Origin of the sequence: Mesorhizobium sp. CO1-1-7 (assembly GCF_020164885.1) — a bacterium.
Classification (GTDB): domain Bacteria; phylum Pseudomonadota; class Alphaproteobacteria; order Rhizobiales; family Rhizobiaceae; genus Mesorhizobium; species Mesorhizobium australicum.
Genome location: NZ_JAIUHA010000003.1, coordinates 82,746 through 102,881, shown reverse-complemented (window position 1 = coordinate 102,881; position 20,136 = coordinate 82,746). Strand labels below are relative to the sequence as shown.

Below are 20,136 nucleotides of genomic sequence, written 5' to 3'. Positions count from 1 at the left end.
GGCGTCATGCTGGAACTGAGGAACGTCACCAAGACGGTCGGTGCGGTCGAGCACATCCGCGACGTGTCGCTGACGCTTCAGCACGGCTCGCTCAACGTTTTGCTCGGGCCCACACTTTCAGGCAAGACCAGCCTGATGCGGCTGATGGCCGGCCTCGATGTGCCGACCTCCGGCTCGGTCTGGTTCGACGGCCGGAATGTCACTGGCACGCCTGTGCAGAAGCGCAAGATCGCCATGGTCTACCAGCAGTTCATCAATTATCCGGCGATGACCGTCTATGACAACATCGCCTCACCCCTCAAGGTGGCCGGCGTCGAGCAGGGCAAGATCGACAGCCAGGTGCGCGAAGCGGCGGCACTCCTCAAACTGACCTCCTATCTCGACCGCACGCCGCTCAGTCTGTCGGGCGGGCAGCAGCAGCGCACCGCGCTGGCGCGCGCCATCGTCAAGAATGCCAGCCTTGTGCTGCTCGACGAACCGCTTGCAAATCTCGACTACAAATTGCGCGAGGAATTGCGAGCCGAACTGCCGAGGATATTCGCGGCCGCCGGTACCATCTTCGTCTATGCCACCACCGAGCCACATGAGGCCCTGCTGCTCGGCGGCAATACAGCAACGCTGTCGGAAGGCCGCATCACCCAGTTCGGGCCGACCATCGACGTGTTCCGCAAACCGGTCGACCTGGTGACGGCGAGGACCTTCGCCGATCCGCCGCTCAACACCATCGTGCTGGCCAAGAAGGGGGCGGATTTTCTGCTGGAGGGCGGCGTCAAGCTGCCGGTGCCCGCTGATCTCGTCGGCATCGCCGATGCGAACTATACGGTCGGCTTCCAGCCGCACCATCTTTCGCTCGACCGGCCCAATGCCTCCGCGGTGCCGGTGCGGGCGAAAGTCACCATCACGGAAATCACCGGGTCCGAAAGCTTCATCCATCTCGACTTTGCCGATGTGCGCTGGGTGATGTTGACCCATGGCATCAGGGATTTCGAGACAGACGCGGTGGTCGAAGTGTTCATCGATCCACGTCACATCATGGTCTTCGACGAGCACGGCCGGGCCGTAACCGCGCCGAAGCTGGCGGCTTGAGGAGGGCGATATGGCGCGCATCGACGTCAACCATGTCAGGCATTCCTATCTGCCGAACCCGCGCAAGGATGCCGATTTCGCGCTGCGCGAAGTGCATCACACTTTCGAGGATGGTGGTGCCTACGCGCTGCTCGGGCCGTCCGGCTGCGGCAAGACCACGCTGCTCAACATCATATCGGGGCTGCTGCATCCCTCGCATGGCCAGTTGCTGTTCAACGGCAGGGACGTGACTACCCTGTCGACGCAGGAACGCAACATCGCGCAGGTGTTCCAGTTCCCGGTCATCTACGACACCATGACTGTCTATGACAATCTGGCCTTCCCGCTGCGCAATCGCGGCGTGCCGGAGGCAGACGTCGACCGCAAGGTGCGCGAGACGCTGGAGATGATCGACCTGGCGTCCTGGGCCAAGAAGAAGGCCAGGGGCCTGACCGCCGACCAGAAGCAGAAGATCTCGCTCGGCCGCGGCCTGGTGCGCTCGGACGTCAACGCCATCCTGTTCGACGAGCCGTTGACCGTCATCGACCCGCATATGAAGTGGGTGCTGCGCTCGCAATTGAAGCAGCTTCATCGCCGCTTCGGCTACACGATGGTGTATGTCACCCACGACCAGACCGAGGCGCTGACCTTCGCTGACCAGGTCGTCGTCATGTATGATGGCGGCATCGTGCAGATCGGCACGCCGGCGGAACTGTTCGAGCGGCCGCGCCATACTTTTGTCGGTTATTTCATCGGTTCGCCCGGCATGAACGTCATGCCTGTGGCGATAGACGGCAAGACGGCGACGCTCGGCTCGCAGCGTATCGAACTGCCGGGCGCGCCGAAGGCGGCCGGCGGCGCCGTCGAACTCGGCATTCGCCCCGAATATGTGCGGCTCGGCCGGGACGGCATGGCCGTCTCGATCACCAAGGTCGAGGATGTCGGCCGCCACAAGGTGGTTCGCGCCAAGCTTGAAGGCAGGGACATTGCTGCCGTCATCGGTGAGGACGAGACCGTGCCAGCCGAACCGAAGGTGCGGTTCGATCCGGCCGGCATCAACATCTATGCCGATTCCTGGCGTGTCGAGATGGGGGCATAGATGGACAAGACCTGGAATAACAAGGCCTGGTTCCTCGTGCTGCCGGTGCTGGTGCTGGTGGCCTTCACCGCCGTCATACCGCTGATGACGGTCGTCAACTATTCGGTGCAGGACACGTTCGGCAACAATGTCTTCACCTGGGCCGGCACCGAATGGTTCGAGGAACTGCTTTCGTCCAGCCGCTTCTGGGAAGCGATGGTCCGCAACCTGATCTTTTCCTTTATCATCCTGGCGATCGAGGTGCCGCTCGGCATCTTCATCGCGCTCAACATGCCTAAGAAGGGCTGGGGCGTGCCGGTCTGCCTGGTGCTGATGTCGCTGCCACTGCTGATCCCGTGGAATGTCGTCGGCACCATCTGGCAGGTGTTCGGACGCAACGACATCGGGCTGTTGGGCTATTACCTCAACGCGCTCGGCATCGACTACAATTACGTGCAGGATCCGTTCGATGCCTGGGTGACGATCATCGTCATGGATGTCTGGCACTGGACCAGCCTTGTCGTGCTGCTCTGCTATGCCGGGCTGGTCTCGATCCCCGATGCCTTCTACCAGGCGGCAAAGATCGACGGGGCCTCGCGCTGGGCGGTATTCCGCTACATCCAGCTGCCGAAGATGCAGCGCGTCCTTTTGATCGCCGTGCTGCTGCGCTTCATGGACAGTTTCATGATCTACACCGAACCGTTCGTCGTCACCGGCGGCGGGCCGGGCAACTCGACGACCTTCCTGTCGATCGACCTCGTCAAGACGGCGCTCGGCCAGTTCGACCTTGGCCCGGCGGCCGCCATGTCGCTGGTCTACTTCCTCATCATCCTGTTGTTGTCATGGGTGTTCTACACCGTGATGACCAATTACGACGCGGAGCGCTGAAATGGCTGGCGCCAATGAACGAACCGAGCGCAATGCGATGAACGGGACCGCCTCGGAAAGTCTCGCCGGTACGCTGTCGCAGAGCGATCTCGACAGGCGCATGCGCCGGCGCGGCGAGGAATCGCGCTGGTGGTGGATCGTGCCGACGCTCTACATCATCGTACTTTTGCTGCCGATCTACTGGCTCATCAATATGAGCTTCAAGACCAATGCCGAGATCGTCAACTCGATGACGCTCTACCCACACACGCCGACCATCGCCAACTACGTCACCATCTTCACCGAGAAGGCCTGGTACTCCGGCTACATCAACTCGATCACCTATGTGGTCATGAACATGGTGATTTCGGTATCGGTGGCGCTGCCGGCGGCCTATGCCTTCTCGCGCTACCGCTTCCTTGGCGACAAACATCTGTTCTTCTGGCTGCTGACCAACCGCATGGCGCCGCCGGCGGTGTTCGCACTGCCGTTCTTCCAACTCTACTCGGCCTTCGGGCTGATCGACACGCATATCGCGGTGGCGCTGGCGCATTGCCTGTTCAACGTTCCGCTGGCCGTGTGGATTCTCGAGGGCTTCATGTCGGGCGTGCCGAAGGAAATCGACGAGACCGCCTATATCGACGGCTATTCCTTCCCGCGCTTCTTCATAAAAATCTTCATGCCGCTGATCGCGAGCGGTATCGGTGTGGCCTGCTTCTTCTGCTTCATGTTCTCGTGGGTCGAATTGCTGATCGCACGCACGCTGACCACCACCGACGCCAAGCCGATCGCCGCCACCATGACGCGTACGGTATCGGCCTCGGGCATGGATTGGGGCCTGCTCGCCGCCGCCGGCGTGCTGACGCTGATCCCCGGCGCGCTGGTCATCTGGTTCGTGCGAAATTATATCGCCAAGGGCTTTGCCCTGGGGAGGGTGTAACGTGAACCTCGACTTCTCCTGGATGGCATGGACCTGGCCGACGGCCGCGTTCTTCACCGTCATCGCGCTGCTTTTGCTTGGCATGGGCGCCTGGGAATACGCCTCGCCGGGCGGCAATCCGCGCGTCGGCGTCCTGCGCTTCGAGACGACGCGCGGCGATCGTCTTTTCCTGTCGCTGCTCGGCAGCGCCTTTATCCATCTCGCTTGGCTGGGTCTTGTCGGACCCAACCTGTGGTGGGCTCTCGCTCTCTCCGTGGTCTACGCCATCGGCGTGTTCCGCTACGTATAGAGGGGGAAACTGTTGGAGCGGTCGCGTGCCGGTGACCGCTCCAGATCGTACTTGAAACATTTTAACTGTGGAGGAACACATGCGACGGCAATTTTTGACATCGACGACGGCCCTTGTACTATTGCTCGGGGCCGGTAATGCCTATGCCGGGATGGATGAAGCAAAAGCCTTTCTCGACAAGGAGATAGGCCCGCTCTCGACCCTTTCCCGCGCCGACCAGGAAAAGCAGATGCAGTGGTTCATCGACGCGGCCAAGCCCTTTGCCGGCATGGAAATCAAAGTCGTGTCTGAAACCTTGACCACCCACCAGTACGAGTCTCAGGTGCTGGCACCGGCCTTTACCGCCATCACCGGCATCAAGGTCACGCATGACGTCATCCAGGAAGGCGACGTCGTCGAGAAGATCCAGACCCAGATGCAAACCGGCCAGAATATCTATGACGGCTGGGTCAACGATTCCGATCTGATCGGCACCCACTGGCGTTACCAGCAGGTGCGCAACCTGACCGACTGGATGGCGGGCGAAGGCAAGGACGTCACCGATCCGATGCTCGACGTCGACGACTTCATCGGCACGAAGTTCACCACCGCGCCGGACAAGAAGCTCTACCAACTGCCCGACCAGCAGTTCGCGAACCTCTACTGGTTCCGTTACGACTGGTTCAACGATGAGAAGAACAAGGCGGACTTCAAGGCCAAGTACGGCTACGATCTCGGCGTGCCGGTCAACTGGTCGGCCTATGAGGACATCGCCGAATTCTTTACTGGCCGCGACGTCAACGGCAAGAAGGTCTATGGCCACATGGACTATGGCAAGAAGGATCCGTCGCTCGGCTGGCGGTTCACCGACGCCTGGCTGTCGATGGCCGGCAATGGCGACAAGGGCCTGCCGAACGGCGTGCCGGTCGACGAATGGGGTATCAAGGTCGATGCGAATTCACGGCCTGTCGGCTCGTGCACCGCGCGCGGCGGCGACACCAATGGACCAGCATCGGTTTATGCCATCCAGAAGTATCTTGATTGGCTGAAAGCCTATGCGCCGCCGGAAGCCCAGGGCATGACCTTCTCCGAATCCGGCCCCGTGCCGTCGCAAGGCAATGTCGCTCAGCAGATCTTCTGGTACACCGCCTTCACCGCCGACATGGTGAAGCCCGGCCTGCCGGTCATGAACGAAGACGGCACGCCGAAGTGGCGCATGGCGCCGTCTCCGCACGGCTCCTACTGGAAGGACGGCATGAAGCTCGGCTATCAGGACGTCGGTTCCTGGACGCTGATGAAGTCGACGCCGACCGACCGCGCCAAGGCCGCCTGGCTTTATGCCCAGTTCGTCACCTCGAAGACCGTCGATGTGAAGAAGAGCCAGGTTGGCCTGACCTTCATTCGCGACTCCACCATCCATGACAAGAGCTTCACCGAACGTGCGCCGAAGCTCGGCGGTCTGATCGAGTTCTATCGCTCGCCGGCCCGTGTGCAGTGGACGCCGACCGGTACCAACGTGCCGGACTATCCGAAGCTGGCGCAGCTCTGGTGGCAGAACATCGGTGACGCATCGTCTGGTGCCAAGACACCGCAGGAAGCCATGGATTCGCTCTGCGCCGATCAGGAAAAAGTCATGGCACGTATCGAGAAATCCGGTGTCCAGGGCGACATCGGACCGAAGATGGCCGAAGAGCATGACCTTGCCTACTGGAACGCCGACGCGGTCAAGGCAGGCAATCTCGCGCCTCAGCTGAAGCTCGAGAAGGAGAAGGACAAGCCGATCACCATCAACTACGACGAACTGGTGAAGAGCTGGCAGAAGTAAATTCCGGTGCTGGCGTTCGCGCCGGCGTCATAATGATCGGGGAGGCGGCTTCTTGCCGTCTCCCCTGTTTGTATAAGCTGCTTACCGGGAGGGAGAATGACCGGATATATCCTTGCGATTGACCAGGGTACGACATCGAGCCGGGCGATCCTGTTCGACGGCACGATGAAGGTCGCAGGCGCCGGGCAGAAGGAATTCACCCAGCACTATCCGGCCTCAGGCTGGGTCGAACACGATCCGGAGGAGATCTGGTCGAGCGTCATTGAGACTGTGAGGGCCGCGCTGAAGAATGCCGGCCGCGAGGCTTCGGATGTGGCTGCGATCGGCATCACCAACCAGCGCGAGACGGTCGTCATCTGGGACAAAGCGACCGGCAAGCCGATTCACAACGCCATTGTCTGGCAGGACCGGCGCACCGCACCGCTATGCCAGAAGCTCAGGAAGCAGGGGCTCGAGCAGAAATTCACCCGCAAGACCGGTCTGCTGCTCGATCCCTATTTCTCCGGCACCAAGATCGCCTGGATGCTGGACAAGGTGAAGGGGGCAAGGAAGCGTGCCGAGAAGGGCGAGCTGCTCGCCGGCACCATCGACAGCTTTTTGATCTGGCGGCTGACCGGCGGCAAGGTTCACGCCACGGATGCCACCAACGCCTCGCGCACGCTGGTCTACAACATCGAGAAAAATGTCTGGGACGACGAGCTGCTGGCCATCCTGCGTATCCCCGCCGCGATGCTGCCCGACGTCAAGGATTGCGCCGATGATTATGGAATAACAGAGAAAAACCTGTTTGGCGCAGAAGTTAGAATCCTCGGCGTTGCCGGCGACCAGCATGCCGCGACGATTGGCCAGGCCTGCTTCGAACCGGGCATGATGAAATCCACCTATGGCACCGGCTGTTTTGCGCTGCTCAACACCGGTAGCGATATGGTGCGGTCGAAGAACCGGCTCTTGACCACCATTGCCTATCGGCTGAACGGCAAGACCACCTATGCGCTGGAAGGCTCGATCTTCATCGCTGGGGCTGCCGTGCAATGGCTGCGCGACGGCATCAAGGTGATCGGCAAGGCAGAGCAGAGCGGCAAACTCGCGGCGGAAGCCGATCCGACGCAGAACGTCTATCTGGTGCCGGCCTTTGTCGGGCTCGGTGCGCCGCACTGGGATGCCGAGGCGCGGGGCGCGATTTTCGGATTGACCCGCAACACCGGACCGGCGGAGTTTGCCCGCGCGGCACTGGAATCCGTCGCCTACCAGACCCGCGACCTGCTCGACGCCATGCACAAGGATTGGAAGGGCGCCAAGGCAAAGACGGTGCTCAGGGTCGATGGCGGCATGGTGGCATCGAACTGGACCATGCAGCGCCTGGCCGACATTCTCGACGCGCCGGTCGATCGGCCGACAATTCTGGAGACGACCGCGCTGGGGGCGGCATGGCTTGCCGGTTCGAAGGCCGGCGTATGGCCGAAGGCGCGGGAATTCGCCAAGACCTGGGCCCTGGAGCGGCGGTTCGTGCCCGACATGGAATCCGCTACCCGGTCCGTCAAATTGGCGGGCTGGCGGGACGCTGTGCGCCGGACATTGAGCGTGCCATAATCGCCTTGAGGTGAGGGCTTGGCGAGGGGGAAATGACGCCGGAATGGTATAGCAACTGGTGCGCGGAGGCATTCGAACAGCTTACCGCGAAGAACGCCCGTCTGGAGAAGGATTTCCACTTGGGACACTGGCCGCGCTATGACTACGACCTGACGACGGGGAAGCTGCTGTTTTCACAGGAAGGGAAGGTCGCGGTCGTCGCCGAAATCCAGATCGCGGGTTCCACGAGCACAATGGCTGGCAACTGGCTGTGGGCCTGGGCGAACTCCAACCTGCCCGACGAACTCCTTGTGGACGCAAAGCAGGTCCGATCCTTCGGGGAACAGAACGGCATCGACGAGCTGGCGCAGGCTTACGTGGTCGATACCGACGACGACCTCGAAGCACTCGGATGGGAACTCAGCGGGGCTATGGTACGGATTTGCGACCCTGTTGGAGCGTACCGCTCTCCCCGCGGCAAAGGTGGCGGTCTTTACCTGGTTATCAAGAGCCTGAGCTGGGCCAGCGACAAACGCGACCACTGCCAACCATGTTAGGATAGACGCGACAAGGCCCGCGTCTTCTATACGCGGGCCTTTACTCACCATTACCAGCTACTGATACTCAACAGGGATCAGTAAGGGGAGCGGCACTCCCGACGAGGACCATTGTTCGGCTGGAAGGTGTTGTCGGAAGCGCGATAGCTCCGATAGTGATCGTAGCACCACTGAACGTGCGAGTTGCCTTCATAGACGCGGTTGTTCTCGTTGTTGACAATCGCGCCGGTGATCAGCGCGCCAGTCGCGAAGGCGGCCAGCGGGAACCAGTAGTCGCCATGACGGCGATAGCCGCGGCGATATTCACGATAGCCGCGATGCCCATTCCAATACATGTCACCGTTGCGGCTAAAGCTTCGATTGCGCGAGAAATTGCGGTCGAAGGAGCGGTTTCTCCTCCACTCCCGGTATTGCACCGTCTGTACATCCGGCGCTGCCGCCTGGGAGAGTGGCACGTAGTTGGGCTGGGCGTTGACCGGCACCACCTCCGCCGCGACGAATGTCGCCGAAAGGGTGGCGGCAAGCAGGCCCGTTGTGATTCTATTCATTGGTATTCTCCTCGAGGGTTTGGCGAACGTCCCTTTGGCAAAAAACGACAGTGCGTCGGATTTGTTCCGCCGTGTAGGCAGCCGTTCCCGCACCGAAACCCAAACCGCCGGACTGCTCGCCAGAACCCGGGGGAACAAGCAAGAGGCGGCGAATTAGGGCAAAGAGCAGGTTTGGAACCCATCTTTTCCGGTTGACCGGTCGCGGCACTCTCCCTATGTTCCGCGCAATTTCGAGGGCGGCCTTTTCGAGCCCGCGGGAGCGCGTAGCTCAGCCGGTAGAGCAACTGACTTTTAATCAGTAGGTCATGGGTTCGAATCCCATCGCGCTCACCATCGTCAAATGACATGCCAGCGCTTTTGATTTGCCCATGTATCCTTGCGGCGCTCAACGACCGTTCAGACGCCTCCTGACAGGTGCACGTCCAAAACGGCGGCTTTCTTGGCGATCAGTCCTGTCAGATCCGCGTCGGATCGCTTGGTGCCGGTCCGTTCGCGCAGCAACGAGATGACCGCGCTCATCGAAAGCTGGGCAGTGCGATCGCTCAGGATAGCGTCCACCGCGCCGGCAACATCCGGGGTCTCCGTCGGTGCTCGCATGATCGGTTCCTTTCTGTTCAGGTCGGCCTCGGCGCCGTTGGCCGGTCCCCGCACGCCACGGTCGAAGATGACGGCCAGGCCGTTCTTCACGGCGAGGGCGGCGACCATGTCGTCGAGGTCGTGATCGGAAAGCGCTGGCTCCGAAGGATCGGGCTTCAGGGTTCTGCGGATCACTCGGGCAGCCTGATCAGTCGACACAAAGCCAAAATGCCGTTTTCTGGCCTCGACATATTGCTCGATGATCATGCTCAGGCGCCGCGCTGCGATATCCCTGGGTTGCTGCATCTGGGCCTCCTTCGGCTGCCGCAAGCGCAAGGTCGACAGCACCAGAAGGAAATAGGGCGGCGGATCTACTCAAACAGGGGACGGATCGATCATTCGACGCATCTTGCGCTGATATAGGAACGATCCGGGCCTTGATGCATTTTGGCTCTATGACCAGCTCATTGAGGGACGCCGGGACATGAAGATTGCCCATGTCGCACCACTCTACGAATCGGTGCCGCCACGACTTTACGGGGGTACCGAGCGTATCATCTCGTATCTTACCGAAGCTCTCGTCGATCTCGGCCACGAGGTGACGTTGTTTGCCAGCGGCGACACGAAGAGCTCCGCCAAACTGGTGCCATGCCGCGAAAGGGCGCTTCGTCTCGATCCGCGTCCGCTGAAGTCCGAGATCGCGGCACATTTGTCGATGCTCGACGAAGTGCGCAAACGGGCCGACGACTTCGACGTCGTGCATTTCCATCTGAGCCATTTCCTGCATTTCCCGTTTTTTCGTGATATGCCGCAGCGCACGGTGACGACGCCGCATGGCAGGCTGGATTACGCGGACCTCGCGCAAGCCTATGACCGGTTCCCGCGGTTCCCCATGATTTCCATATCCCGCAGCCAGCGGGCGCGGTTCGCATCCGCGAACTGGCTGGCGACGATCCATCACGGGCTGCCGCTTGACCTTTATGAGGCCGATTTCGAGGCCGGTTCGGACGGTACCTACCTTGCTTTTCTCGGCAGAATGTCACGCGACAAGCGGCCGGACCGGGCAATCGAGATTGCTCGCCGAACCGGCCTGAAACTGAAGCTCGCCGCCAAGGTCGGCGATGGCGACCGCGCCTATTTCGAGGAAGTCGTGCAGCCGCTGATCGATGGCGACCGGGTCGAGTATGTCGGCGAGATTGGTGAGGACCAGAAGGCCCGGTTTCTGGGCAATGCGGCCGCCTTGCTGTTTCCCATCGACTGGCCTGAACCCTTCGGGCTTGCGGTGATCGAGGCCATGGCGTGCGGAACCCCGGTCATGGCTTGGAGTTGCGGCGCTATGCCCGAGATCATCGATCATGGGGCCACCGGCTTTGTCGTCGAAACCATCGAAGATGCCGTCGCCTCGATGCCGGCTCTCCTGCAACTCGACAGGCGACGAATAAGAACGGCCTTCGAAAGGCGGTTTTCGGCCGATAGAATGGCCAGGGATTATGTCGAGGCCTATTCGCGGCTGACCACCGGCCACGAAGAGAGCAGGGCCTCATAGATCTTCAACCCGTTCGGAAACCAGCACGGGACAATCTTCTTGACCATTACCCAACTCGACGAGCGCAAGCTCGATCCTGCGATAGCACTGGCTTCCCTGGACGAAACCGCGCCCAGGGAGCCGCATCGGCTTTACGCTCTCAAGCATGGCGATTGCTTTGCCGTCGCCGACGCCTATGGCGACATACGTGGCGCCGGCGACGGCTTCTTCCGCGACGACACGCGCGTGCTCTCCGAATTTCGCCTGACGGTTGGCGGACGATCGTTGTCGCTGCTGGGCGCATCGCTCAGCCAGGACAACGTCCTGTTCACCAGCAACCTGACCAATCTGCCGATCGAGAGCGCCGCGGGCCGCCAGATTCCGCAGGGCGCGATCCATATCGAGCGGGTCAGGCTTCTGTGGCAGGAAAGGCTATATGAACGCATCACGCTCTCGAACTATAGCCGGGAGCATTCGACGGTCTTGGTGTCACTGCGCTTCGGCGTTGATTTTCGCGACATGTTCGAAGTCCGGGGCTCGACCCGCTCCAAGCGCGGTACCGCGCACACGGCCGAGATCGACCAGAGTTCGGTCGTGCTCCGCTACGAAGGGCTGGACAAGGTCGTGCGGACCTCGGCCATTTCGTTTTCACAGCCCCCGGATCAACTGACCTCCGAGCGGGCGGATTTCTTCATTGCCGTCACCAAGCGCAGCCGCCAGACGCTGTATGTGGAGGTGGGGAGCAAGACACCGGCCCGCCCGCAAAGTGAACGTTTCCGGGCCGCGGCGGCGCGCGCCCGTTTCGGCATGCGCGCCAAGCGCCGGCATGGGGCAACGCTGCACAGTTCAGGCCGCGTCTTCAATGATTGGATGGAACGGGCGCGTGCCGATGTGGCATTGCTCACCACGGAACTGGCGACCGGGCCTTACCCATATGCCGGGATCCCGTGGTTCTCCACCGCCTTCGGCCGCGACGGCGTGATTTCAGCTCTGCAGATGCTTTGGCTCAATCCCGGCCTGGCTCGTGGCGTGCTTGCCTTTCTCGCCCAGCACCAGGCGACCGAAACCTCTCCCTTCAGCGATTCCGAGCCCGGCAAGATCATGCACGAGACCCGCAAGGGCGAGATGGCGGCGCTGAGCGAGTTGCCGTTCGGCCGCTACTATGGCGGCGTCGATACGACGCCCCTCTACATCCATCTCGCCTGCGCCTATGCGGACCGCACGGGAGACACGGCTTTCATCGATGGCCTTTGGCCATCGCTGTGCGCCGCCGCCGAGTGGATCGAGACAGCGAGCCGTTCGACAGGGTTTCTTACCTATCAGCGCGCCGCGGAATCCGGCCTTGCCAACCAGGGATGGAAGGACAGCTTCGATTCCGTCTTCCATGCCGACGGCCGCATTCCGAAAGGGCCGATCGCGCTGGTCGAGGTGCAGGGTTACGTCTTTGCAGCATTTCGGGGATTGGCAAAGCTGGCACGGCTGCGCGGCGAAGAGGAGCGGGCGGAGAATTGGGAGCTGCGCGCCGATGCCATTCGCCAACAAGTCGAACGCCATTTCTGGATCGAAGAGCTTGGCTACTATGCGCTGGCGATCGATGGCGATGGCCAACCCTGCAAGGTGCGCACGTCCAATGCGGGTCACCTGCTCTATGTCGGCCTTCCCAATCCGGATCGCGCACGCATGGTCGCCGACCAGCTGCTGTCGGCTTCGTTCCATTCCGGCTGGGGGCTGAGAACGCTGGCGGACGATGCGATCTTCTTCAATCCGATGTCCTATCATAACGGCTCCATCTGGCCGCACGACACCGCGATCTGCGCCGCCGGGCTGGCGCGATACGGCATCCGCGACAGCGTGGTGCGGTTGATGAGCGGGACCTTCGAATCCGCGGTTCATTTCAACATGCGGCTACCCGAACTGTTCTGCGGGTTCACGCGCTCGGCCGGCGAAGCGCCGATTGCCTATCCGGTGGCTTGCCTGCCGCAGGCCTGGTCCGCGGGCTCCGCCTTCATGCTCATGCAGGCCTGCCTCGGCCTACAGATCGACGGTTGGACGAACGAAATTCACGTGACCCGGCCGCACTTGCCGATCGGCATCGACAATCTTGTCATTCGCCATCTCTCGGTGGGACATGTGGCGGTGGACCTGACGTTTCAGCGCGTGGGGGATCGTGTCGGTGCCTTCCTTGCGGATGCGCATGAAGGATTGGTGCCACTGGTGGTCAAGAGCTGAAAAATCGGAACCAACACCGGGTGCGGAACGTTGGATCAGCACGCCAAGGATGCTGGAGTTCCTGTCGGTGGATCTGCCGCGTCCCATTGAAAGGTAATCAATTCGAAATGCCCGACAACAGTTCGTACCTGGTCGTACCCTCGGCCGCACTGTGGCTCTTCGTTCTCGTAATTGTCGGTATCTCATGCGTCGCGCTCGCGGTGGTGCTGTCACGGGCGCGCCGGGCCAGAAACATGAAGCTCGCCCGTCTCGAAGCAGGATCCGTTCGCAGCCCATTGCCGGAGTTCGAAAAGAACGGGCAATCCGCGGCCGCCGCCCTCGTCCAATGGTCGCCGGAAACGTTGCGTCACATTCTGGCGAAGGAACTTCCCGATGCACAGGTGATCGTGGTGTCAAATCGCGAACCCTACATCCATAACCGCAACGGCGACAGCATCCATCTGGTCGTACCCGCCAGCGGGCTGGTCTCCGCCCTGGAGCCGATCACGCGCGCCTGTGCGGGCACATGGATCGCCTATGGCGGCGGTTCGGCCGATGCGCTGGTGGTGGACGAAAACGACCGCGTCGAAGTGCCGCCGGAAAACCCTTCCTATACGTTGCGCCGTGTCTGGCTGAGCGAGGAAGAACAGCAAGGCTATTATCTCGGCTTTGCTAATGAGGGGCTTTGGCCGCTGTGCCACATAGCCTTCACCCGACCGATATTCCGTGCGTCCGACTGGGAGGCCTACGAGGCGGTCAACCGCAAATTCGCCGACACCGTCGTCGCGGAGGCACGCAACGAGCGGCCCATCGTGCTTGTCCAGGACTACCATTTCGCCCTGTTGCCGCGGATGATCCGGGAGCGCCTGCCGGAAGCCATCATCATCACCTTCTGGCACATTCCATGGCCGAATTCCGAGGTATTCAGCATCTGCCCATGGCGCGAGAAGATCCTAGAAGGATTGCTGGGCAGTTCGATCGTCGGCTTTCACACCCAGTTCCATTGCAACAACTTCATCGACAGCGTCGACCGCTTCCTGGAGAGCAGGATCGAGCGCGAGGATTCCGCCATCTCCTATGGCGGCCAGATCAGCCTGGTTCACGCGTATCCGATTTCAATCGAATGGGAGCCGGCGCGACAGGCCCAGCTGCCCGAGGTGGCGCAATGCCGTCGGCATGTTCGTGAAAAATTCGGGCTGGCGGACGATGTCAGGCTGTGTGTCGGCGTCGAACGTCTCGACTACACGAAGGGCATCCTCGATCGCTTTACCGCACTCGATGAGCTGCTGAGGCTCCATCCGGAATGGATTGGCAAGGTCGCCTTCCTGCAGATCGCGGCACCCAGTCGCGGCACCTTGCCCGCATACCAACAGTTGCATGAAGAGTGTCTGCGTCAAGCCGAGGATCTCAACCGGCGCTATGGCCGCGACGGCTACACTCCCGTCCTGATGGTCACGGAACATCATTCGCAGGAACAGGTCTACGAAATCTACCGGGCCGCCGACGTTTGCTTGGTCACGAGCCTGCATGACGGCATGAACCTGGTGGCCAAGGAGTTCGTCGCGGCGCGCAATGACGAACAGGGGGTCCTGCTGCTCAGCATGTTCGCCGGCGCTTCCAAGGAATTGCTGGAAGCGCTGATCGTCAATCCCTACGACGCCACAATGATGGGCGACGCCTTGTTGCAGGCTTTGACGATGTCGTCGGAAGAGCAGCGGCAGCGCATGCAAAGGATGCGTGAGGTCGTTCGCGACAATAATGTCTACCGGTGGGCAGGCAGCATGCTTCTCGATGCCGCGCGCCTGCGCAAACGCGTTGCGGTCGATCGCGCCGTCGGCGCCGCCCCGACCTCATCGGGCAACGTGATCTCGCTGCTCGATCGCAGACGGGTGGCGGCGCTGTGATGTCGCTTCTGCCAAAGCTGCCCGCGCCTGAGCTCCCAACAGGGCCGTGGGCCTTGTTCCTGGACATTGACGGCACGCTTCTCGAACACGCCGCGCATCCCGATGCGGTGGTTGTCGGCGATGAATTGCGTACGCTGCTGGCGAGGCTCGAATTGCAATTGGATGGAGCTCTGGCGTTCATCACGGGACGATCGATCGCTGCGGTCGACCATCTTTTCCAGCCGCTCAGATTGCGCGCCGCCGGGCTGTATGGGCTTGAGCACAGGCTCATCCGCGACGGCCCGGTCGAGGCAGCGGGAGAGCCGGCCGACATTGCGGCACTTGCCGAGGAAATCGAAGCGGAGCTGGGCAGTTCGGACGTTTATATCGAGCGCAAGGGACCGATCCTGGCAGTCCACACGCGCGCGGCACCGCAACTGTTGCGGCGCGCGACGCAACTGGTCGAACAGGCGTTGGGCAGGTTGCCTACGGGATATCGGGTGCTGGCCGGCAATGCCGGCGTTGAATTGATGCCGCTGGAGGCAGCAAAGGGAGCCGCCATCAGGCGCTTTCTGGATCTGCCGGCTTTCGAGGGGCGGCGGCCGGTGTTTCTGGGCGACGACACATCCGACGAAAATGGTTTCGAGGCCGTGAACGAGATGGACGGCATGTCGATCCGCATCAAACCGCACGGACCGACAGCGGCGCGCCATGTGCTTGCCGACGTCGGGGAGGCTTTGGCTTGGCTGGGTGCGGTGAGCCAGTGTAATTTGGATGGATCGACCGGCCTGGTCCATCCCTTCAATCGAAGGAGTCCGTGATGACCCAATTCACCAGTCTCATCTTGGAGATCATGCCTGCTTGGCTACGCCGGCGGTCGCTGCCGAATACGCACGAGACCCAGCCGAGTTTCGATCCGTCGCGCCCGCAGGACGCGGATGAGGTCTGGCGCCAGTTTGTTCAAAAGGATCTCTTTGACGCCAACATGCATGATTACGACGAGACCGGAGATAGAAAGACCAGCCGCCACTGAGGGCGGTTAGCCTTCCCCGAAAACAAGCGAAACATTTCCACCGGCGTGACGCTCGAGGCGGCCGGCAAGGTCGAGTTCAAGCAGCACCATGAAGACCTGGGCGGGATGCAGGCCGGTGTGGCGGATGATCTCGTCGACCGGCACCGGTGTCGGCCCCAGCGCCTCGATCACCTTGGCCCGGTCGCTCTCGCCTGGTGGCGGTGTGGCCGAAAAGTCGGGCGGGTCCTCAAACGGCGGCAGATCAGGCGCCCGCATGCCGGTCAGCGGAACGATCGCCCTGGAAATGTCCGAAGCTTCGGTGACCAGCGTGGCGCCGTCCTTGAGCAGACCGTTGGTACCGGCCGCGCGCGGATCGAGCGGGGAGCCGGGTACCGCAAAGACCAACCGGCCCATCTCGCCGGCAAGCCTGGCGCTGATCAGCGAGCCTGAGCGCTGTGCTGCCTCAACCACCACCAGCCCAAGAGCGGCGCCCGCGACAAGGCGGTTGCGGCGCGGGAAATCCTGGGCACGCGGCTGCCAGCCGAACGGCATTTCCGAGATGATGGCGCCACGCTCCGCAATGTCATCGCACAGACCGGCATTTTCGGGCGGGTAGGGCAGGTCGAGCCCACCGGCGAGCACGCCGACCGTACCGGTCAAGAGACTGCCCTGATGCGCCGCCGTGTCGATGCCACGTGCCAGGCCGGAGACGATGCCGTAGCCGTCTCGTCCGAGATCGGCTGCCAGCATGCGCGCCATCTTGATGCCGGCAAGCGATGCGTTGCGGGCGCCGACTATAGCGACACCCGGCAACCGGAACACCGCGGCATTGCCCCTGACCGCCAGCATCGGCGGCGGATTGTCCATGCTGCGCAACAGCGGCGGATAGTCCGCCTCCCCAATACCGACAAAGCGTGCTCCAACTCGCCGCGCGGCCTCCATCTCGGCCTCGGCCTCGGCAAGGGAAGGGATGCGCACGATCCGGTTGGCGCCGCCGGAAATCATCAGTTCCGGCAGCATTTCCAACGCGACTTCGGCCGAACCGAAACGGTTGATCAGGTCGCGAAAGGAGGCAGGGCCGACATTCTGGGTGCGGATCAGCCGCAGCCAGCTCAGCCGCTGGCGATCGGTAAGACGCGGCCCGGCGGCCGGTTCGCTCACCCCTTGGCTCCGATCTTGCCTTCGGAGCCGGCAATCAGTCGCGAAATGTTTTCTCGGTGCTTGATGAAGACAATGATGCTCATCACCACGAACAGAATGGCTATCTGCGGCGTGCTCAGGAAATAAAGCGCGATCGGTACCACCACGGCAGCAGCCAGCGCCGCCAGCGATGAGTAGCGGAAGAGGAAAGCCATCACCAACCATACGACAGCGAAGATCAATGCGACTTGCCAGGCAAGGCCGACCAGCACGCCGAGATAAGTGGCGACGCCCTTGCCACCCTTGAAGCCGAGCCATGCCGGGAACAGGTGGCCCAGAAAGGCGCCGAGACCAGCCCAGATCGCGGCTTCAGGCGCGAAATGGCTTGCTATCAGCACGGCGGCCGTGCCTTTCAGCACATCGAGCAGCAAAGTCGCGGCGGCAAGCCCCTTGTTGCCGGTGCGCAGCACATTGGTGGCGCCGATATTGCCTGAACCGATCTTGCGCACATCGCCAAGGCCGGCCGCGCGGGTAAGCAGCAGGCCGAACGGAATCGAGCCCAGCAGATAGCCGAACACCAGCGCCAGGATTGGGCCGTAAGTCATTGTTCCCCCCGCGTTCCCCCAACCATGCCTGAAGTCGCATGGCTACCGCCGGCTCAGGCAGAAAATATTGTGCGGCCCGCCACCAGCGTTTGCAAGACCTTGCCTTGCAGCCGTGCGCCTTCGAAGCAGGTGTTTTTCGAGCGCGAGCGGATACCGCTTTCGCTGACTATCCAGGGTTCATCGAGGTCGACAAGCGCGAGATCGGCGACGGCGCCTGGCTTCAGCGTGCCGCCGGCCAATCCAAACAGCCTCGCCGGCGCGGTGGACAAGGTTTCGATCAGCCTGAGCAGGGGCACGTCGCCATTGTGGTAGAGGCGCAAGGCCGCGCCCAGCAGGGTTTCGAGGCCAATGGCGCCGGCCGCGGCGTCGGCGAAGGGCAGGCGCTTGGTATCGACGTCCTGCGGATCGTGCGAGGAGACGATGACATCGACCGTTCCGTCCTTGACCGCATCGATCATCGCCAACCGGTCCTCCTCGGCCCGCAGCGGCGGCGTCAGGCGGAAGAAGGTGCGGTACTCGCCAACGTCGTTTTCATTGAGAGACAGATTGTGGATCGACACGCCAGACGTCACTGCCGCGCCGTCGGCCTTCGCACGCGCCACGGCGCTTGCCGCCATTGCCGTCGAGATCTTCGCGGCGTGGTACGAACCTTGCGTCAGCCGCGCCAGCGCGAGGTCACGCTCGAGCGGGATGGATTCGGCTTCACGTGGAATGCCGGAGAGGCCGAGCCAACTGGCATACAGGCCTTCGTTCATGACGCCCGACGACCCAAGATCGGCATCCTGCGTTTCATGGACGATGGTGGCGCCGAAATCGCGCGCATAGGTTAGCGCGCGACGCATCACCAGCGCGCTCGATATGGTATGCCTGCCATCGGTGAAAGCGACCGCACCCGCCTCGCGCAGCAGGCCGAACTCCGTCATTTCGCGTCCGTGGAGGCCCTTGGTGATGGCGGCGGCCGGAAAGATATTGACGACGGCCGTGTCCTTGGCGGTGCGCAGCACGAATTCGACCAGCGCCACATTGTCGATCACCGGATCGGTGTCTGGCATCATCACGATGGACGTGACGCCGCCGGCCGCTGCGGCGACACTTGCCGAAGCGATGGTTTCGCGATGTTCGGCGCCGGGCTCGCCGATGAAGACCCGGCCGTCGATCAGGCCGGGGATGATCGCCTTGCCGCTGCAGTCGATCGCCGTAGCGCCGTCGGGGACGCCGTGGTTCAGCGCCGCCTTGCCCGCGGCAACGATTTTCCTGCCTTCGACTATGACGGAGCCGACTTCATCAAGGCCGCGTGACGGATCGACGATGCGGGCGCGTTCAAAGACCGTGATGCTCATGCGCCGCGGCCTTCTTGATTACGGCCCTCTTGATTGCGGCGGGGATCGAGCAGCGCTTCCATCACCGCCATGCGCACGGCGACGCCCATTTCCACCTGCTCCTGGATGACGCTTTGCGGGCCGTCGGCGATTTCGGACGCGATCTCGACACCGCGGTTCATCGGGCCAGGATGCATGACAAGCGCGTCGTCCTTGGCGGCCTTCAGTTTCTCGGCGTCTAGACCAAAATAGCGGAAATATTCGCGCACCGATGGCACGAAGGCTCCTTCCATGCGCTCGCGCTGCAAGCGCAACATCATCACCACATCCGCGTTCTTCAGGCCCTCCGCCATCGAGCGGCAGACGATCACGCCCATCCTGTCGATGCCCGAGGGCAACAGCGTCGAGGGCGCCACCACCCGTATTTGTGCGCCGAGTGCGTTGAGCAGCATGATGTTGGAGCGCGCGACACGTGAATGCAGGATGTCGCCGCAGATCGCCACGATCAGCTTCGACAGCGCACCCTTGGCGCGGCGGATGGTGAGTGCGTCGAGCAGCGCCTGTGTCGGGTGTTCGTGGGCGCCGTCGCCGGCATTGACCACCGAGCAGCCGACCTTCTGCGCCAGGAGGGCCGCCGCGCCCGCCGACTGATGGCGGATGATCAATATGTCAGGCCGCATGGCGTTGAGTGTCATCGCGGTGTCGATGAGCGTTTCGCCCTTCTTTACCGAGGAACTCGCCACCGACATGTTCATGACATCGGCGCCAAGCCGCTTTCCGGCCAGTTCGAACGAGGATTGCGTGCGGGTCGAGGCTTCGTAGAAGAGATTGATCTGGGTGCGGCCGCGCAGCGCCGAGGTCTTTTTTTCGGACTGGCGCGAGATCGCGACCGCCCGATCCGCCCTGTCGAGCAAAAGCTCGATGTCGGCGGGCGAAAGGTCGCTGATGCCCAGAAGATGGCGGTGAGGGTAGAGTGGCAGGGACGAAGCGTCGGTCATCTCAAGGGGCTGCTATAGGGTGCGGATTTCGCGCCCGCAAGCACCCGCTTTGGATTGACGCCGTTCTCCTCAATTTTTTCGTGTAGATAGCCGATTAGATCGGCCGGTATTTTCGTCGCGCGCGCAGCAACGCTTGGCTATATCTAAGCCGAC

At 62.1% G+C, this 20,136-nt stretch carries 19 protein-coding genes and 1 tRNA gene; 14 read left to right on the top strand and 6 right to left on the bottom strand.

The annotated features are described in order from the left end of the window. Positions 1-6 precede the first annotated feature (6 nt). From LB516_RS07115 to LB516_RS07080, 8 genes are all read left to right on the top strand, one after another. Positions 7-1,086, top strand: a complete 1,080-nt coding sequence (locus LB516_RS07115; protein ID WP_224719227.1) for an ABC transporter ATP-binding protein — start codon at positions 7-9, stop codon at positions 1,084-1,086. Between the two features lie 10 nt (positions 1,087-1,096). After that, complete coding sequence (locus LB516_RS07110) at positions 1,097-2,164, top strand: ABC transporter ATP-binding protein (RefSeq protein WP_140726885.1); 1,068 nt, start codon at positions 1,097-1,099, stop codon at positions 2,162-2,164. Further along, on the top strand, positions 2,165-3,031 hold the full coding sequence (locus LB516_RS07105; protein ID WP_015317735.1) for a carbohydrate ABC transporter permease: 867 nt from the start codon (positions 2,165-2,167) through the stop codon (positions 3,029-3,031). Between the two features lie 37 nt (positions 3,032-3,068). Beyond that, complete coding sequence (locus LB516_RS07100; RefSeq protein WP_411969384.1) at positions 3,069-3,950, top strand: carbohydrate ABC transporter permease; 882 nt, start codon at positions 3,069-3,071, stop codon at positions 3,948-3,950. A gap of 22 nt (positions 3,951-3,972) precedes the next feature. After that, the gene (locus LB516_RS07095; protein WP_181174667.1) at positions 3,973-4,239 is read left to right on the top strand and encodes a DUF2160 domain-containing protein; all 267 of its coding nucleotides are present in this window, start codon (positions 3,973-3,975) and stop codon (positions 4,237-4,239) included. A gap of 79 nt (positions 4,240-4,318) precedes the next feature. Beyond that, entirely contained in the window at positions 4,319-6,043 is a 1,725-nt protein-coding gene (locus tag LB516_RS07090; RefSeq protein ID WP_140726894.1) for an ABC transporter substrate-binding protein, read from the top strand. Positions 6,044-6,139: 96 nt separating this feature from the next. Further along, positions 6,140-7,633 carry a glycerol kinase GlpK gene (gene glpK / locus LB516_RS07085; RefSeq protein WP_224719225.1) on the top strand — a complete coding sequence of 498 codons (1,494 nt, stop codon included), beginning with the start codon at positions 6,140-6,142 and terminating at the stop codon, positions 7,631-7,633. A 32-nt stretch (positions 7,634-7,665) separates the two neighbouring features. Next, complete coding sequence (locus LB516_RS07080; protein ID WP_224719224.1) at positions 7,666-8,169, top strand: DUF6882 domain-containing protein; 504 nt, start codon at positions 7,666-7,668, stop codon at positions 8,167-8,169. Between the two features lie 77 nt (positions 8,170-8,246). Here the strand turns inward: LB516_RS07080 and LB516_RS07075 are convergent, their stop codons facing one another. Next, positions 8,247-8,717, bottom strand: a complete 471-nt coding sequence (locus LB516_RS07075; protein WP_140664185.1) for a BA14K family protein — start codon at positions 8,715-8,717, stop codon at positions 8,247-8,249. Positions 8,718-8,974: 257 nt separating this feature from the next. Between LB516_RS07075 and LB516_RS07070 the strand changes: the two genes are divergently transcribed. Next, positions 8,975-9,050 (top strand) — tRNA-Lys (locus LB516_RS07070). Positions 9,051-9,113: 63 nt separating this feature from the next. Here the strand turns inward: LB516_RS07070 and LB516_RS07065 are convergent. Continuing rightward, positions 9,114-9,560, bottom strand: coding sequence for a hypothetical protein (locus LB516_RS07065; RefSeq protein WP_224527789.1), 447 nt, complete (start codon positions 9,558-9,560; stop codon positions 9,114-9,116). 217 nt (positions 9,561-9,777) lie between these two features. Between LB516_RS07065 and LB516_RS07060 the strand changes: the two genes are divergently transcribed. The 5 genes from LB516_RS07060 (at position 9,778) to LB516_RS07040 (ending at position 15,942) form a co-directional block, all read left to right on the top strand. Continuing rightward, positions 9,778-10,839 carry a glycosyltransferase family 4 protein gene (locus tag LB516_RS07060; RefSeq protein ID WP_224719223.1) on the top strand — a complete coding sequence of 354 codons (1,062 nt, stop codon included), beginning with the start codon at positions 9,778-9,780 and terminating at the stop codon, positions 10,837-10,839. A gap of 45 nt (positions 10,840-10,884) precedes the next feature. Further along, on the top strand, positions 10,885-13,047 hold the full coding sequence (locus tag LB516_RS07055; protein WP_140874453.1) for an amylo-alpha-1,6-glucosidase: 2,163 nt from the start codon (positions 10,885-10,887) through the stop codon (positions 13,045-13,047). A gap of 107 nt (positions 13,048-13,154) precedes the next feature. Continuing rightward, positions 13,155-14,930 carry a trehalose-6-phosphate synthase gene (locus LB516_RS07050; RefSeq protein ID WP_224588022.1) on the top strand — a complete coding sequence of 592 codons (1,776 nt, stop codon included), beginning with the start codon at positions 13,155-13,157 and terminating at the stop codon, positions 14,928-14,930. Then, positions 14,930-15,730 carry a trehalose-phosphatase gene (gene otsB / locus LB516_RS07045; RefSeq protein ID WP_224719222.1) on the top strand — a complete coding sequence of 267 codons (801 nt, stop codon included), beginning with the start codon at positions 14,930-14,932 and terminating at the stop codon, positions 15,728-15,730. Before LB516_RS07050 ends, otsB begins: the two co-directional genes overlap by 1 nt. After that, entirely contained in the window at positions 15,730-15,942 is a 213-nt protein-coding gene (locus LB516_RS07040; RefSeq protein ID WP_224719221.1) for a hypothetical protein, read from the top strand. Before otsB ends, LB516_RS07040 begins: the two co-directional genes overlap by 1 nt. 6 nt (positions 15,943-15,948) lie before the next feature. On the opposite strand, the gene dprA is transcribed toward LB516_RS07040, so the two are convergent. The 4 genes from dprA to LB516_RS07020 are packed head-to-tail and all read right to left on the bottom strand — an operon-like array spanning position 15,949 to position 19,983. Continuing rightward, complete coding sequence (gene dprA / locus LB516_RS07035) at positions 15,949-17,082, bottom strand: DNA-processing protein DprA (RefSeq protein WP_224719220.1); 1,134 nt, start codon at positions 17,080-17,082, stop codon at positions 15,949-15,951. Next, on the bottom strand, positions 17,079-17,666 hold the full coding sequence (plsY, locus tag LB516_RS07030; protein WP_015317748.1) for a glycerol-3-phosphate 1-O-acyltransferase PlsY: 588 nt from the start codon (positions 17,664-17,666) through the stop codon (positions 17,079-17,081). Before plsY ends, dprA begins: the two co-directional genes overlap by 4 nt. A gap of 53 nt (positions 17,667-17,719) precedes the next feature. After that, entirely contained in the window at positions 17,720-19,006 is a 1,287-nt protein-coding gene (locus LB516_RS07025) for a dihydroorotase (RefSeq protein ID WP_140718066.1), read from the bottom strand. Next, on the bottom strand, positions 19,003-19,983 hold the full coding sequence (locus LB516_RS07020) for an aspartate carbamoyltransferase catalytic subunit (protein WP_140718064.1): 981 nt from the start codon (positions 19,981-19,983) through the stop codon (positions 19,003-19,005). Before LB516_RS07020 ends, LB516_RS07025 begins: the two co-directional genes overlap by 4 nt. Positions 19,984-20,136 lie beyond the last annotated feature (153 nt).

Bases quoted from the DNA above. Each gene is read 5' to 3' on its own strand.
- LB516_RS07115 (WP_224719227.1), top strand. From the start codon at position 7: ATGCTGGAACTGAGGAACGTCACCAAGACGGTCGGTGCGGTCGAGCAC.
- LB516_RS07050 (WP_224588022.1), top strand. From the start codon at position 13,155: ATGCCCGACAACAGTTCGTACCTGGTCGTACCCTCGGCCGCACTGTGG.
- LB516_RS07025 (WP_140718066.1), bottom strand. From the start codon at position 19,006: ATGAGCATCACGGTCTTTGAACGCGCCCGCATCGTCGATCCGTCACGC.
- otsB (WP_224719222.1), top strand. From the start codon at position 14,930: ATGTCGCTTCTGCCAAAGCTGCCCGCGCCTGAGCTCCCAACAGGGCCG.
- LB516_RS07065 (WP_224527789.1), bottom strand. From the start codon at position 9,560: ATGATCATCGAGCAATATGTCGAGGCCAGAAAACGGCATTTTGGCTTT.
- LB516_RS07090 (WP_140726894.1), top strand. From the start codon at position 4,319: ATGCGACGGCAATTTTTGACATCGACGACGGCCCTTGTACTATTGCTC.
- LB516_RS07095 (WP_181174667.1), top strand. From the start codon at position 3,973: ATGGCATGGACCTGGCCGACGGCCGCGTTCTTCACCGTCATCGCGCTG.
- LB516_RS07020 (WP_140718064.1), bottom strand. From the start codon at position 19,983: ATGACCGACGCTTCGTCCCTGCCACTCTACCCTCACCGCCATCTTCTG.
- glpK (WP_224719225.1), top strand. From the start codon at position 6,140: ATGACCGGATATATCCTTGCGATTGACCAGGGTACGACATCGAGCCGG.
- LB516_RS07105 (WP_015317735.1), top strand. From the start codon at position 2,165: ATGGACAAGACCTGGAATAACAAGGCCTGGTTCCTCGTGCTGCCGGTG.
- LB516_RS07080 (WP_224719224.1), top strand. From the start codon at position 7,666: ATGACGCCGGAATGGTATAGCAACTGGTGCGCGGAGGCATTCGAACAG.
- LB516_RS07060 (WP_224719223.1), top strand. From the start codon at position 9,778: ATGAAGATTGCCCATGTCGCACCACTCTACGAATCGGTGCCGCCACGA.
- LB516_RS07110 (WP_140726885.1), top strand. From the start codon at position 1,097: ATGGCGCGCATCGACGTCAACCATGTCAGGCATTCCTATCTGCCGAAC.
- LB516_RS07075 (WP_140664185.1), bottom strand. From the start codon at position 8,717: ATGAATAGAATCACAACGGGCCTGCTTGCCGCCACCCTTTCGGCGACA.
- plsY (WP_015317748.1), bottom strand. From the start codon at position 17,666: ATGACTTACGGCCCAATCCTGGCGCTGGTGTTCGGCTATCTGCTGGGC.
- LB516_RS07100 (WP_411969384.1), top strand. From the start codon at position 3,069: ATGAACGGGACCGCCTCGGAAAGTCTCGCCGGTACGCTGTCGCAGAGC.
- LB516_RS07040 (WP_224719221.1), top strand. From the start codon at position 15,730: ATGACCCAATTCACCAGTCTCATCTTGGAGATCATGCCTGCTTGGCTA.